At 70.4% G+C, this 14037-nt stretch carries 12 protein-coding genes; 5 read left to right on the top strand and 7 right to left on the bottom strand.

The window, feature by feature from the left end:
- Positions 1 to 337 precede the first annotated feature (337 nt).
- Complete coding sequence (locus tag OG429_RS00625) at positions 338 to 1312, bottom strand: hypothetical protein (RefSeq protein ID WP_328923306.1); 975 nt, start codon at positions 1310 to 1312, stop codon at positions 338 to 340.
- Positions 1313 to 1371: 59 nt separating this feature from the next.
- Between OG429_RS00625 and OG429_RS00620 the strand changes: the two genes are divergently transcribed.
- Positions 1372 to 2040 carry a TetR/AcrR family transcriptional regulator gene (locus tag OG429_RS00620; RefSeq protein WP_328923305.1) on the top strand — a complete coding sequence of 223 codons (669 nt, stop codon included), beginning with the start codon at positions 1372 to 1374 and terminating at the stop codon, positions 2038 to 2040.
- 118 nt (positions 2041 to 2158) lie between these two features.
- Here the strand turns inward: OG429_RS00620 and OG429_RS00615 are convergent, their stop codons facing one another.
- Together OG429_RS00615 and OG429_RS00610 are read right to left on the bottom strand one after the other, a co-directional pair.
- Positions 2159 to 2935 (bottom strand): transposase family protein, encoded by a 777-nt coding sequence (locus tag OG429_RS00615; protein WP_328923304.1) that lies wholly within the window; start codon positions 2933 to 2935, stop codon positions 2159 to 2161.
- A gap of 137 nt (positions 2936 to 3072) precedes the next feature.
- Positions 3073 to 5781 carry a helix-turn-helix transcriptional regulator gene (locus OG429_RS00610; protein ID WP_328923303.1) on the bottom strand — a complete coding sequence of 903 codons (2709 nt, stop codon included), beginning with the start codon at positions 5779 to 5781 and terminating at the stop codon, positions 3073 to 3075.
- Between the two features lie 128 nt (positions 5782 to 5909).
- Here OG429_RS00610 and OG429_RS00605 point away from each other — a divergent pair, with 128 nt between their 5' ends.
- Entirely contained in the window at positions 5910 to 6911 is a 1002-nt protein-coding gene (locus OG429_RS00605; protein ID WP_328923302.1) for a GNAT family N-acetyltransferase, read from the top strand.
- An 836-nt stretch (positions 6912 to 7747) separates the two neighbouring features.
- On the top strand, positions 7748 to 8461 hold the full coding sequence (locus OG429_RS00600) for a DUF4097 family beta strand repeat-containing protein (RefSeq protein WP_328923301.1): 714 nt from the start codon (positions 7748 to 7750) through the stop codon (positions 8459 to 8461).
- 505 nt (positions 8462 to 8966) lie between these two features.
- Here the strand turns inward: OG429_RS00600 and OG429_RS00595 are convergent.
- Positions 8967 to 9278 (bottom strand): winged helix-turn-helix transcriptional regulator, encoded by a 312-nt coding sequence (locus tag OG429_RS00595; protein WP_328923300.1) that lies wholly within the window; start codon positions 9276 to 9278, stop codon positions 8967 to 8969.
- 141 nt (positions 9279 to 9419) lie between these two features.
- Here OG429_RS00595 and OG429_RS00590 point away from each other — a divergent pair, with 141 nt between their 5' ends.
- Positions 9420 to 9830 (top strand): YybH family protein, encoded by a 411-nt coding sequence (locus OG429_RS00590; RefSeq protein WP_328923299.1) that lies wholly within the window; start codon positions 9420 to 9422, stop codon positions 9828 to 9830.
- A 405-nt stretch (positions 9831 to 10235) separates the two neighbouring features.
- Here OG429_RS00590 and OG429_RS00585 read toward each other — a convergent pair whose 3' ends face one another.
- From OG429_RS00585 to OG429_RS00575, 3 genes are all read right to left on the bottom strand, one after another.
- Positions 10236 to 10520 (bottom strand): DUF6087 family protein, encoded by a 285-nt coding sequence (locus OG429_RS00585; RefSeq protein ID WP_328923298.1) that lies wholly within the window; start codon positions 10518 to 10520, stop codon positions 10236 to 10238.
- Between the two features lie 411 nt (positions 10521 to 10931).
- Entirely contained in the window at positions 10932 to 12047 is a 1116-nt protein-coding gene (locus tag OG429_RS00580; protein WP_328923297.1) for a methyltransferase domain-containing protein, read from the bottom strand.
- A 9-nt stretch (positions 12048 to 12056) separates the two neighbouring features.
- Positions 12057 to 12221 (bottom strand): hypothetical protein, encoded by a 165-nt coding sequence (locus OG429_RS00575; RefSeq protein WP_328923296.1) that lies wholly within the window; start codon positions 12219 to 12221, stop codon positions 12057 to 12059.
- Between the two features lie 233 nt (positions 12222 to 12454).
- Between OG429_RS00575 and OG429_RS00570 the strand changes: the two genes are divergently transcribed.
- A complete protein-coding gene (locus OG429_RS00570) occupies positions 12455 to 13741 on the top strand; it encodes a helix-turn-helix domain-containing protein (protein ID WP_328923295.1) in 1287 nt (428 codons plus the stop codon).
- Positions 13742 to 14037: the final 296 nt, after the last annotated feature.

Genomic DNA, 14037 nt, shown 5'->3' with positions numbered 1-14037 from the left:
CCACGACGAGGCCCCCGCACCGCGCCCGGTGCGCGAGGACGACCAGGGGGCGCACCATCCCCTGCAGCCCGGCCGCAGCACGGCCCGGCCGCCAGCTGCTGAGCGCCCTCGATGCCGCCGATGCGCACCGACGATGCAGAGCACTCCCTCGCGAGTGCACGGCATCGCCTCGGGAGCGAGTACCCGCCAACTTGAAGTTGCAGGTCAAAGGGCTGGTGTGCCGGTCCTCGGGGCACTCACGCTGGTCGTGGTCGGCAATCCGCGGAGTAGATCGTTCGTCAGCGTGGCTCTGTTCACCTGAGAATTGACAGCACCGCGTCTCCTGGTGGCCGCAGCGTCACCGAGCCGAGGTGGCCGGCGGGCTGCCCAGTTCCTTGATCAGCTGCCTGTAGGTCGCGAAGGCCGGCTTGGGCGTGTAGTCGTCGCGCAGCAGGCCGAAGTGGTGGAAGAGCCCTTCGGCGTTGCTGTCGGCGTCCCGCAGGGCGAAGAGCGAATAGCCGTCGATGTTCAGGTCGGAGGCGAGGCCGGCGACGGTCCGGATGACGGCGTCGAGAGTGGCGGCCTGTCGCTCCTCGGCGCGGCCGGGGCCGGTGGGCCAGCCGTTCTCGCACACGCGGATCGGGATGGTGTCCGGGATGCCGGCCTGCGGCAGGCTGACGCGGCGGAACGCTGTGAGGACCGCGGTGACCGCGCCTGCCAACTGGTCGGCGGCGACGGGCCGGAACACGTCCGGGAAGAAGTCCAGGCCGACGTAGTCCAGGCTCTGCCGGAAGCGCGCGTCGGCCAGGGTGCCGAGGTCGGACCAGAAGGTGTCGGACGGGTCGAAGGTCGGTACGGCGTTGAAGCCGACTACGACAGGGTGGCCGAGGGAGCGGGCCTCCTGCTTGGCGGCGATGACACCTTGGGCGAGCGCGTTCAGGACGTTGGGGGTGCTGCCGTCGACGGAGGGGAGGTTGAGGTTGGGCTCCTCGCAGATCTGGACGGATGCCAGCTCGGGTCCGCCGGTCCGGACGGCCTCGCGGACGAACTCCGGCCAGCCGTCCAGATCGCCGGAAGGCTCGCGGAACTGCAGCACGAGGTCCAGGGTGCGCCCGCGCTGGAGGCAGGCACGGGGATCGGCGGGCGTTGGCGGCGGCGGTGTCACGGTGGCGGTGAACGAGCGGTAGGCGCGCACCGTCAGCGTGCCCGCGTCGCCTTGGAGCTCGTCGAGGGCCTCGTTGATGCGGTCCGGCTCGTCCGGTCGGACCGGATGGATGATGCCCTGGTCGTCGCCCAGGATGCCGCCGGGATAGATGCCGAAGGTCATGGTCATAAGCCCCCCTAAAAATCTTGGTGTCACGCCAAATTTGTGGTGACACTATCATGTGGGGCATGGGCCTTCGTGAGATCAAGAAGCAGCAGACCCGCACGGCGATCGCCGACGCGGCCCTGCCGCTGTTCCTGGAGCACGGCTTCGACCAGGTCACGGTCGCCGAGGTGGCACGGCACGCGGGCGTATCCACCAACACCGTGTTCAACTACTTCCCCGCCAAGGAAGACCTGTTCTTCGACCGCCAGGCCGAGGTCGAGAACCACCTCGCCGCCCTGGTACGCGACCGAACCCCGGGAACCTGCCCCATCGAGGCCGTCCGCGACGACCTGCTCTCCGCCCTGCGGCAGGACCACCCCATGCTCGGACTCCAGCCCGGAGCGCCCGCGTTCTGGCAGATCATCGAGGACAGCCCGGCCCTGCGCGCCCGCGAACGCGAGATCGGCGAACGCATCGAAGCTGCTCTGGCGACCGCTCTGACCGAACATCCGGCGAACGCCGCAGACACACCCGGCGATGCCGGCTACCCGTTGCCCGTGCTCGTCGCGGGAGCCATCGCCGGAACGCACCGCGCCGCACTGCGCGAGCTCCGACGACACATCATGTCCGGCAAACCGCCCGTGCCCGCCCGCGATGCCGTCGCCTCGGCGGCCCTCCAGGCATTCAACCTGCTCTGCTCCGGATTTCACGCAGGTGGAGGACGGTCCCAGGAGCCGAAGTTCCGGCAGTAAGAGCACCCGAAACGTAGCCCCGCTGACACAGGCGCTGCCGAAACCCGCGGACAGTTCGAGTCGCTCCTCGGTACCAACTTCCTCTCAAACCCTTGGGCATGTGCTGTCCATCTCTCGGTCAGAGTGAGCCTTTCCAACCTCGTGTTGAGGCGTGGTGGAGGACGAGGACTGCCTTCACGATGTCGGTAATCCGGTTCGTGCTGCAGCGGAGCTTCCGCAGGAGGCGCCAGCCCTTCAGCACGGCCACGGCCTGCTCTCCGACGCAGCGGATCTTCGCGTGACTGCTGTTGTGCCGTCGTTTCCAGCGCTTGAGCCGACGGCCCCGGATGGGGACTCGGATGTCCTGACCCGCGCCTTGGTAGGCCTTGTCCGCCCAGCACTTCAGTCCCGCGGCGGCAAGCGCGTCGACGATGCGATGGCTTCGGGCCGCGGTCAGGTCGTGAGTGGCTCCGGGCAGGGCCGGTGGTGCCCAGAGAAGTCGGCCGAACGGGTCGGTGAGGACCTGCACATTCATGCCGTGCCGCTTGTGTTTTCCCGAGCAGTAGGGGGTGTCGGCGGCGATCCGGTCGATCGGCAACAGCGTGCCGTCCAGGATCACGAACGCTTTCGTCCGGGCCGTCTCCATCGCCTTGGCCAGGGTCGGTGCGAGAGCGGCCAGGACTTCTATGGCCTCGCGGACGTACCGGTAGGCGGTCGCGATGCCGGTTCCGAACCCGGCGGCAAGCTCAGCGTAGGTGTCGCCGCACCGCAGGTAGGCCAGGGCGAGCAGGGCCTGACGGCCGGCGGGCAGTCGTCGCCACCGCGTACCGATCTCCCGTTGCCGCACTGCGAGCCGCTCCGTCAGGTGCCGCAGCGTACGGCTGGACAGATCGATCGACGACGGATAGACGAGCACGCGACGCTCCTGGCGGACACGGGTGATCTTGGTCGAGAACCCGTCTACCAGGAGCTTCGTCGTTCCGTACAGCCCGCACCGGCCAACACCACAGCCCCACGGTCAGGTCGGAAAGGCCTCGGTAGCGGTCCGCCGGGTCATCGGTCCTGGCGGAGGAGCTGCGGGAGTTCGGTGCGGGTGGTGATGCCGAGCTTGGGGAAGGCCCGGTAGAGGTGGTGGCCGACGGTGCGGGGGCTCAGGAAGAGCTGGGTGGCGATCTGGCGGTTGGTGGCACCCGTGGCGGCGAGTCGTACGACTTCCCGTTCCTGCGGGCTGAGCCGGCCGAGCAGCGCGTTCGGACGGCTGTCGGGATCCACGGTCTCACCGCTCGCCTGGAGTTCGGTGCGGGCTCGGGACGTCCATGGCTGGGCGCCGAGCTTCTCGAATGTCTCCAGGGCGGTGCGGAGGTGGCTGCGGGCATCGGTCCGGCGCCGTTCGCGACGGAGCCATTCCCCGTACAGCAGTTCGGTGCGGGCTCGTTCGAACGGCTGGGTGGTGCCCGCGTCGTGCAGGTGCAGGGCGGCCGTGAAGTGCTGCTCGGCCTCGTCTTCGGGACCGGTCACTGCCTGGCAGCGACGCGAGAGGGCGAGCGCCGTGGGCTGGTGTGCGGCCTGCGCCCATTGCGCCAGTAGCGCCACGGGCTCCGCCGCGCGCTCCCGTTGCCCGGCCCGGATCGCGGCCTCCACCAGGTCGGGAAGGAGGAAGGCCGCCAGAGTGGGGTGCCCCACTCGGGATCTTGCCGCTTCCAGGTGGGTGAGCGCGTTCCCGGCGTCGCCGAGGCCGAGGTCGAGCAGGCCGAGGGCCCGGTGCGCGTGGGCAGCGGCCAGTTCGATGCCATGGGCATCGGCGTAGTCCAGTGTCGCTTCGCTCAGGCCGACGCACCGCTCCTGTTCGCCCTGGAGGGCGGCGAGCGTGGCCAGGGTTGCACGCAGGTACGTCTCCCGGTGGCGGCGGCCGAACTGCTCGGCGACGGCCAGCCCCTCCGTGGCGGCGGTACGGGCCTCCTCGTAGAGCCCCAGCGACAGTTGGGTCTCGGCGAGCAGGTGCAGTGCGGTGTGGAGCCAGCCGACCATGTCCTGGGCCCGGCAGTCGCGTACGCAGGCGATGGCGGTGTCGAGAGCGGTACCGTGATCGGCGAAGAGCTGGTCGTACGTCCCGGCCAGGATCCTTTCGGCGAATCCGGCCTCCCCTTCCCCGGCCTGCGAATGCCCCATCGTGTCCCTGACGGCGTCGAGGGGGCCTGTCATCGCTCTCGCCATTGCGTACTCCGGCGAGTCGGGGAGCCGGGCGGCGACGTCGGCCATCAGCTGCCGGTCGCCCGAGGACTGGGCCGTCTGGACCGCCTCGGTCAGTACCGGAGCCAGATCGGCGGAACTGCTGATCCGGTCAGCGCATTCGAGAAGGATGCGCGCGGCCTGGCCCGGTGATCCCCGGTCGAGCTCGACGATGGCCCGGACGCGGGCGAAGTCGGCGAGCATTCCCGGGTCCAGGGCGACTGCGTTGATGTGGTCGGTGAGGGCTGCGGTGCGGTGGAACTGCCCGGCCTCGGCCGAGGTGAAGGCCGCGGCGGCCAGGAGCCGGGCGCGTCCGGCGGAGTCTGCGGTCAGTTGCGCCGCCCGTTCGTAAGCGGCCGAGGCCGAGGCCGTTCCCTGTCGGCCTCCGGCCCGTTGCGCGACGCCCACCATCTCGGCGGCGACGGCTTCGTCGGCCCCGGTCGTGGCGGCCGCCAGGTGCCAGGCCCGGCGGTCGGCGTGCTTGCCGACGCCCGACTCCTCGTCCAGCGCGTCGGCCAGCGCCCTGTGGGCTGCGAGGCGCCGGGCCAGGGCGCCGTTTTGGTAGGTGGCCGACCTGATGAGGGGGTGGCGGAAGGACAGGGCGTTCTCGGTCAGCAGGATGAGCGTGGCGTGTTCAGCCGGTTCCAGGTCCTCCAGGGTGGCGCCGAAACGGGTCGATGCCCGCAGCACGAGGTCGAGGTCGCCGGAGTCGTCGGCAGCGGCCACCAGCAGCATGGCCCGGGTGGGTTCGGGCAGTCGGCGAATCTGCTCCCGGAAGGTCTCCTGGATCCGGCTGGAGGGCGTGGACAGCCCGGCGGGAAGGGTGACGGGGTTCAGCTGGCCGGCACGCTGTTCGGCGGTGAGGGCCGCAGGCAATTCCAGCAGGGCCAGCGGGTTGCCCTGTGCCTGCTCGACGATCTGGTCCCGTGTATAGGGCGACAGGGCGGCGACGCGGTCGGTGAGGAGGGCATCGACGGCCGAGGGGTCGAGGCCGTGCAGCAGTAGCTGTGGCAAGCCGGTGATCTGCCCGCCGGGCACACCGTCCCGGACGGCGAACAGCATCACCACGCCCTCGGTGTGGAGCCGCCGGGCCGCGAACGTCAGAGCGTCCAGGGATGCCTGGTCCAGCCACTGGGAGTCGTCGATCAGGCACAGGAGAGGGCCGCTGCCCGCGGCCTGCGACAGGGTCGTCAGCACCGCCGTCCCCAGGCTGAACCGGTCTCGCACCGCCTCGCCGGACAGGCCGAACGCTGCGTTCAGGGCAGCGGCCTGCGGCTCGGGCAGCTGGTCCCGGTAGTTGCTGACGGGCCACAGGAGCTGGTGCAGGCCGCCGAAGGCCAACTCCATCTCCGATTCGATGCCCACCGTCCGTAGCACCCGCCCGGGGCCCGCGAGCCCGGCGGCGTACTCCAGCAGTGCCGTCTTGCCTATTCCGGCCTCACCGTGGATCACCAGCGCACAGCTCGCACCGTCGCCGGCACGGATGAGCATCCGGTGTATCTGGTCTTGCTCGGTCCCTCGCCCGTACAGCATGGGGTCAACCTACCTAACGATCCTGCCTTCCCGATCAACGCGTTAAGTCATGCCGACCGATGTGCCGGACCGTCAGACCGCCATAGCTTTCCGTGCATCAGGTTCCATCGATCGCGGGAGTCGTCACCTTGTCCGAGCACGTCCACGTCGTTCCGCTCCATCGCGTCTCGGTGACCCACGCCGCCGCGTGGCACCAGGTAGTCGCCGCCTCGATGGCTCACGACCTGCCGGGAGTGCCGCCTCCCGGGCGCGGGCAGGTCCACGCCCAGCTCACCAAGCCCACCTTGGAGAGCCACCGGCTGACCTGGCTGGCCGCCAGGGCGGACGGCGTCCCGGTCGCGGTCGCGGGTCTGCGGCTGTTCGCCTCCCCGGGGCGGGACCACCTCGCCGAACTGGAACTCCACGTCGACCCCGCGCACCGGCGCCTGGGAGCCGGCTCGCTCCTGCTGTCGGCGGTCGTGGCGGCCTGCCGCACCGAGGGCCGTCGCAGCCTGATCGTCGAAGCTCCGGCCGACAGCCCGGGCGAAGCCTTCTGCGAACGATGGGGCTTCCGACGGGTGCTGAGCCTGGATCACCTGCTGCTGCACTTCGACCGGTTGGACGAGTCGGCCGTACTCCTGGCCGCCGGTCCCGGGCATCCCGGGTACCGGCTGACCGGCTGGACCGGAACGGTTCCCGACGACCTCGCCGACGCCTTCGCCGCGGCCAAGAACGCGATGAACGACATGCCCACGGGAGACCTGGACTACGGCAGCGTGGACTGGGACGCCGACCGCGTCCGCGCCATGGCCAAGGTGATCGCCGACCGCGGGGACACCCTGCTGACCATCGCCGCCGTCCACGACGACGGAACCATGGCCGGCTACACCGAGATCCTGCTCCCCCAGGGAGCGCCGCCGCGGGCCCAGCAGTACGACACGGCGGTCGTGCCCGCGCACCGCGGCCACGGGCTGGGGCTGTGGGTCAAGGCGGCGATGGTGCGCCGGCTGCGCGCCGAACACCCGGGAGTCGTTGAGATCGAGACGGACAACGCCGAGGACAACGTCCACATGCTGGCGGTCAACCGCGCACTGGGTTTCCGCTCCTACCGGCGCACGCGCGAGTTCCAGCTCGACGTACCGGCGATCTGATCTCCGTACCGACATCCGTCTCGAAGATCCGTGCCAGGAGCCGAGGGAACCCGCGAACTGCCCCGGGCTCGGTGAGCGCATCCGCTTCGAACCCTGGACGGTCCTCCCTGTGCTTGACCCCCGGGCCTTGGTCCCGGGACCCGAATCCACTGAAATGAGAGTCACGAATGCGTGTGGTGTTGTCGACGTTGATGGCGCTGTTTGGAAACGGCCGCCCGGTGCTCGGGCCGCCCTCGGAGTTGCTCGGCTTGGTTCCCCACCCATACGTGCGTTGACCCGCGGCTGGGCGCCAGGCGGTTCGGGGAACCCCCTCCCGGGCCGTGGAGGCGCATGGCTCCGTGGTGGTCACCGTGTGAGGAGAGCGCGGAGATCTGGACGTGGCCGCCAGCGTACGGAGCCTCGGCGATGTAACCCTGCCTAGGCACATCGCCACGTGATGGATGGTCAAGGGCTTGTTCCCGAAGGAGACCGGACCGCCGGGGAGCGGCGGTGCGCTGCCGTCGCTGCGGTGGAACCGGGCGACCGCCCTGGAGGAGGTCCACCGGGTTCTGGTCACTGCCTGCGTTGATGACGTCGGCACTCGCTGAGAGGTAGTAGGCGTAACGGACCATTCCGGAGCGTTCCAGCCCACGGACGTGGCTGGTGTGTTCTGTCCGTGGTGTGTCCAGCGTATCGTTCACCGACAGTCCATTGCAACGATGAAGTGGGATTGTTGCGTTAGACTCCAATCCGTTGCCACGCTTTCCCCTGCTTCTACCTGCATGCATAGCGATTTCACGCAACGGCGTTGTTGTTGAATTTATGAATGCAACGTAGCGTTTCGTCTATCAGAAACAGTGGGCCGACCGAGGTCGCGCTGCGAGAGAAAGAAAGAAGACAATGCAGAGTTCGACACTCCCGCCCCGGTCGCCGCCGTCCTCGACATCCCCGCGGGGCGCATCCGATTCATCGCCGCGGACCGGGCCGACACCACCGTGGAGATCCTGCCCGCGGACCCTTCCAAGGCCCGTGACGTGAAGGCGGCGGAGCAGACGACGGTCGAGTACGCCGACGCGGTCCTGCGGATCGAGGCGGCGGCACCGAAGAACCAGATCCTCGGTCCCTCCGGATCGGTCGAGGTGACCGTCCAACTGCCCGCCGGCTCCGGCGTCCAGGCGAAGACGGCCGCCGCCGAGCTCCACGGCGTCGGGCGGCTCGGCGACGTCGCGTTCGACGGCGCGCAGGGCACCGTCAAGCTCGACGAGACCGCTGGCGCCCACCTCACCCTCCTCGCCGGCGACATCTGCGTGGGCCGCCTCGGCGGCCCCGCCCGGATCAGCACCCAGAAGGGCGACATCCACATCACCGAGGCCGTGCACGGCACGCTCACGCTGCGCACCGAGTCCGGCGACGTGTCGGTCGGCGCCGCCCGCGGAGTCTCCGCCTCCCTGGACGCCGCCACCGCCTACGGCCGCATCAACAACGCACTCACCAACACCGACGGCGCCGCCGCAGGCCTGACCATCCACGCGACCACGTCCTACGGCGACATCACCACCCGCGGCCACTGAGCAGTCACCCAGTTGATGGTCCGCGTGTCACGGCGGGTGTGACAGCAGTAGCGCATCACACGGACCATTCGCCTGACCTGTGCGCTGGCCGTGGCCGGCGCGCTGCTCGCCGGGTGCGGGCTGTCGGACGGCATCAAGGACGGACGAGGGGCAGTGGCAGACAGGCGGATTCAACCGGTCGTCGCAACACCTTGAGCCTGGAGGCGTTGGATGGGCCGGCCAGCGGGATGGGCCACACGGCTGACGGGGCGTCCGGCGGTCGCCGGGGCCGCCCCCGATCCGTCGGGAGGTGGAGCGGGCAGTCTGGGTGAAGGATGCCAACGTGATCAACCCCCAGCGCATGCAGCGCATCGCGGAGGTGATCAGGGCGGGCGCGCCACGGTGCTCGACGGGGCAAATTTCGGGCCGCCGCCCGGTGGCCCATCGCTGGCCGATGCCTTGCCGGTGAGTCCATGAGGAAGATGGCGCTGCTCTCCCGGCGGCGAAGCTCTGGTTCCGGGTTCCCCTACTGGATCGCGAGCCCTCCCGGGGCCGGGCCCCCCACCCCTGCCCCCGTCTCCGCCAGCTCCACCCCGGTCCGGTACAGCTCGACGAGCAGAGGCCGCAGGGCCGCACCGGCCGCGGTCAGACCGTAGCGGGTGCGTACGGGAAAGCCGGGCAGCCGTTCCCGGACGGCGAGACCCTGCCCCTCCAGCGTCCGCAGCCGCTCGGTGAGCACCTTCGGGCTGATGTCGGGGAGTCGGGTCGAAAGCGCCCCGAACGACAGCGGTCCGCTCATCAGTTCCCGCAGTACGAGCGTGGTCCAGCGCCCTGACACCGCCGCGAGGGCCAGCTCAACCGGGCAGTGTGGCTCCGGACGCAGGGAACGCCCGGCGACGTCTGGGACCAGCTCGTCGTCCCACCGGCCGGCGTGGCTTTCCGTTTGGTGACCCATTTCGGCCTCGGCTTGGCTGTGGCCATGAACATCGAACGCGATCATGCGCCCACTGTCGCCCTGACAACCGATCCCCGGCAACACCCCGCCGTCTTCGCCGCGGCCTTCAACACCGGCGACCCGGCGGCGGTGGCCCAGGTGTACGCGCCGGACGCCGTCTTCGTCCCACGCCCCGGAACCCCGCTGACGGGCGCCGCGCTCGCCGCGGAAACGGCGGAGTTCCTCGCGCTGGGACTGCCGATCGAAGTGCGTCCCCGCCACACGTACGCGGCCGGTGACCTCGCACTGCTGATCGTCGACTGGAGCATCGAGGGCACCGGCCCCGATGGCGCCGCCGTCCTGCTGGCCGGGACCGCCACGGACGTCACCCGGCGCGGTCCGGACGGCCTGTGGCGCTACGTCATCGACAACCCGTTCGGTACCTCGCCCGCCTGACCGGCGGTGAGCACTGGTCCGGTGGTTGGCCCGGACGTACCCCGGGGTGTACGGCCGTACGCCAACGGCCTCGACGAACACCTCGGCGCGCTGGCCAATGAACTCCCCGCGGTCCGGCGAGGCCGAGCCCGACGGGGACCGTTGAGCCGAGGTCTCCGCGCCGGACGCCACAGAGTCGGAACACTACGCAGAGCCACTTGGGGCCTCATCGCGGCTTCCCGAGGTGAGGCCCCTCCGAGCGCGAACTGGGGACGTTCGCCCGTACGTCTTATTCTGTCTCGGGCCGAGGCCCAGCAGGGCGGAATGCCAAGGAGGGCAAGGCGCGGGTGGAGTTCCAGGCATGCCAGCCACACGGTCTCCAACAGCGTGAGATCGTGCCGAAGGCGGGGGCTGGAGTGTTCGGGGTCAGGGCTTTCGGTGTCGACCGGGCTGCTTCTTCGGTGCCGGCTGTGTGGACTGCTGAGGGGCGAGGGCAGGGTTGAGGATCTGGCACGCCGCCGCGTAGTTATGCACCGTGGTCAGCGGCTGCCAGGCGAAGCCGTCCCACTCCAGGATCATGCGCGGGGCGTCGGGGTCCAGGTGGGCGGCGCGCAGGGGGCCGGTGCCAAGGGTGATCGCTTTGAGTTCGCCGGGCTTGCGCAGGCGGCCTTGGCGCCGTGCTGCCCAGTGGGCAAGGGGTTCGTCGTCCATGTGCGTACCTCCGTCGGGCAACGGCAGCACCGTACCGGCGCTGGGCAGTACTTCGCCCCCTTCTCCTGGACGCGGAGGAGGGGGCGGTGGCGTTGGGTGGGGTCAGGTTGCCGCGAGGCTTCCGACATGGTCGCCGGGGTTGTCCAGCCACACCGTGTTGACGTTGGGGGTCGCCGTGAGGCCGTCGCGGTCGATGCCCGGGGCCGTTGGTGTGCCACGTGGAGGCTGCCGCCTCCAGCTGCGACCAGAGGGGTCGGGGACCCCTCTGGATGGCCCGAACCGTGCCGTCCTGGCGCGACTCCACTACTGCCCAGGAGCCGTCAGGGTGGAGGTACCACTGCCCGGTGGCTCCCTCCGTACGGAGGTTCAGCCGGCGCCATGTGCAAGGTGCCCAGGCGACACCGACAACCGTCAGGGCATGTACGGTCCGGCATGGGCGGTGCCGGACCAGACCTGGAGCCCCTCGGGTGTGACGGTCATTCCGAAGTCCCACAACGGCGGGGTGTCGCGACTTTCCCAGTGCTGTCGGCCGGTTTCGACTTCGACCAGGAGCTGACGGGGGCCGCCTTCGTACGCCGCGGTGGTGCCTGTCTGGCCGGTGGTGGCGGTGGCCCAGGAGCTGACGCCGTCGTGCAGCCGGACGGTGAGACCGTCCTCGGTTTCCTCGGTGGCGATTCGGATGTCCGGGTGGGACACCCTGAGTGCGAAGACCAGATGCGGGTCGGTGAACGGCCGTAGGTCTCGCTCCACGTGGACCGGACGGCTGGGCGGGCCGTTGCCGCGGATGGCGTGGTGCTCGCGGCCCTGGTCGATGCCGCGACTGGGCATGAACATCCCGAGACCCTGTACCCAGCCGGTCGCGGACTTGCCGCCGTCGGCGACGGTGAGCGCGACGTGCCCGAGACGGCCCCAGGGGATGACGAGGCGGCCGCCGGGTCTGGTCTGCTCGACCCACGTCCACGGAACGTCGTCAACGGCGTAGGTGGCGATGAGTCGGTCGTATGGCGCGGCCCCGGGCCAGCCGGCATTGCCGTCTCCGGCGTGTACGGCGACATCGAGCCCGGCCGCGGTCAGGCGCCGGTCGGCGGCCGCCGCGAGGCCGGCGTCGACCTCGACGCTGGTGACGAGTCCTGCGCCGGCGCGGGCGGCGAGGAGTCCGGCGTTCCAGCCGGCGCCGGTCCCGACCTCCAGGACCCGGTGGCCGGGCTCCAGGATGAGGGAGTCGAGCATGTCCGCGACGACGGCGACGCAGGACAGGCTGGAGCTGGGCAGGCCGTCGAGGATCTGGGTGATGGCCGAGTCCTCGGGGCCCGCGTACACAAGGTCGGCCCACGCGTCCTGGTCGCGGCCGCGGTCGACGGGCACGTACTGGTCGTGCCCGTTCCACGTCCACAGCCGGTCGGGGGCGAACTGGTGGCGGGGCACGGTGTCCAGGATGGCGCGGCGGACCCACGGGGAGTCCGCCGGCCACAGGCCCTGGGTTTCCATGGCCTCCGCCAGCTCGCGCCGACGGTCATCGAGGTGCATGTCGTCGCGCTACTTCCTGCGCTTGCCCGAGCCGGAGCCCGGGTTGGAGACCTGGCCGTCGCTGTTTCCCGGCGGCGGCGCACCGCCACTCAGCGGCGGGTTCGGCTTGGCGTGGTTCCCACCGCCACCGCCACCGCCACCGCTGCCGCTGCTTGAACCTTTGTCCTTCGGCACGATGCGCTCCCGTCACATGCGAGTGATGGTGCTGGACTCGGTACCGAGGCGGTCGCCCGGGAGGCTGCCCGCGGTGTGGTGCCGGTGACCACGACACCACACCGGCACGCCCCGCAGACCACGCTGCCCACACCCTGCATGCCGCATGCAGATTCTGCATACTCAGTGTGCACACCCGGTCACGGCCTCTAGGGTTGGGCGGCAGACCCAGCGCCTATCGACGGAGGGCGCCCGTGAGCACGGATCCACTCTGGAGCTCCCGCCGCGTCGTGGAGTTCGCCGAGCGCCGGCACGCAGGTTCACTCATCCGCGTCGGCCGCGAGGCCCGCGGGTGGCGCCAGAGCGACCTCGGGGTGCGCCTGGCCTGCTCGCAGTCCACCGTCTCACGCCTGGAGCAGGGCCGGTTCCTCGACCTGCCCCTGCTCAAGCAGGCCGCGGCCGTGGTCGGCGTCCCTCCGCAGCTCCTCAACGCGTCGTTAGGCCTAAGTGCCCCACCAGCCCCTACAGTTGTCGCTATCAGCACGCTGCCGGTCGAGGAGGATCCCATGCGCCGCCGCCCCCTCATCACCGCCGCGGCGCTCGCCGTCCCCCTCAGCCTGATGACCCGCCTGGAGGACGCGCTCGCGTCGACACCCGAGCCCAGCGGCGCCCCCGCCCGCACACTGGATGCCCGCCTGACGGCCGCCCGGGGCCAGTTCGACGCCGCCGCCCACGCCGGACTGCTCCGCACACTGCCGGGCCTGCTCGCCGATGCCCACCAGGCAGCGGCCGCATCCCGCCAGGATCTCGACTACGCGCGTCTGTCCTCGGCGTACACCCTCGTCTCCCAGCTCCTGAACAAACTGGGGCAGTACAAGCAGTCACGGCTAACCGCGGACCGGGCCACCCTGTACGCCGAGGTGTCCGGATCCCCGCTCGCCGCGGCCGCCGCCACCCGCGAACTCGCAGCAGTCCTCCGCCACCAGGGCCAGGAAGCCGCCGCCCAGGGACACATCGAGGCCGCTGTCGCCCGCGTGGAAGCCACCGGTCTCGCCACCGACGCGCAGGCCTCAGCCTTCGCGCAGATGCTGTGCAGCACCGCCTACACAGCCGCCATTGCCGGGGACCGCGACCAGGCACTGGCCATGATCCGGGAAGCCGCCCGCGCGGCCCGCGGCCTGCCCGACGTACTCCCCGCCGGACGCCTCTTCCCCGTGACCCCGGCGGCCGTCGACCTGTACGCCGTCGGCGTCCACTGGGCCCTCGGCGACGCCGGAAACGCCCTGGAAGCCGGCCGGAACCTACACGCCGATCAGTTCCCGACCATCGAGCGCAAGGGCCGCATGCACACCGACCTCGCCCGCGCCTGGTGGCAGCGGTCCAAGCCCGAACAGACAGTCGGCGAACTCCTTGCCGCGGCCCGACTCGCCCCCGCAGAGGTCCGCGACCGGCCGGCGATCAGGCAGATCGTGGACGACCTCTACGCCAAGCACCCCCACGTCAGCGGGGTCCGCGAACTCATCGCCGTGACCGCCGCATAGCCCCGAACCACCCGACCCGCTTGCGGTCGTGTTGTTCGGGGCGAGAGGGAGGCTGGTCATATGTGTTCTGAGCGTATGCCGCCAGCTCTGGGTATTCGCGTGTGAGTTGTTCCCGCAGTCGGCGTACTTGCTCGGCATCAGCAGTGGCGCGGCGCTCGGATTCGGCCTGGTCCTGCGCTGAGCGGGAACGCTCGGCGTGCGGGTGTAGGCGTTATCGGGCATGCGTTCCCACCGGATCGCCTGTCGTAGCCGTTCTGCTTCCTCCATGGCCTCGGCTTCGGCCATCAGGCCTGCCG

The organism is Streptomyces sp. NBC_00190 (assembly GCF_036203305.1).
Taxonomy (GTDB): domain Bacteria; phylum Actinomycetota; class Actinomycetes; order Streptomycetales; family Streptomycetaceae; genus Streptomyces.
This window is presented reverse-complemented; position numbering and strand designations above follow the sequence as displayed.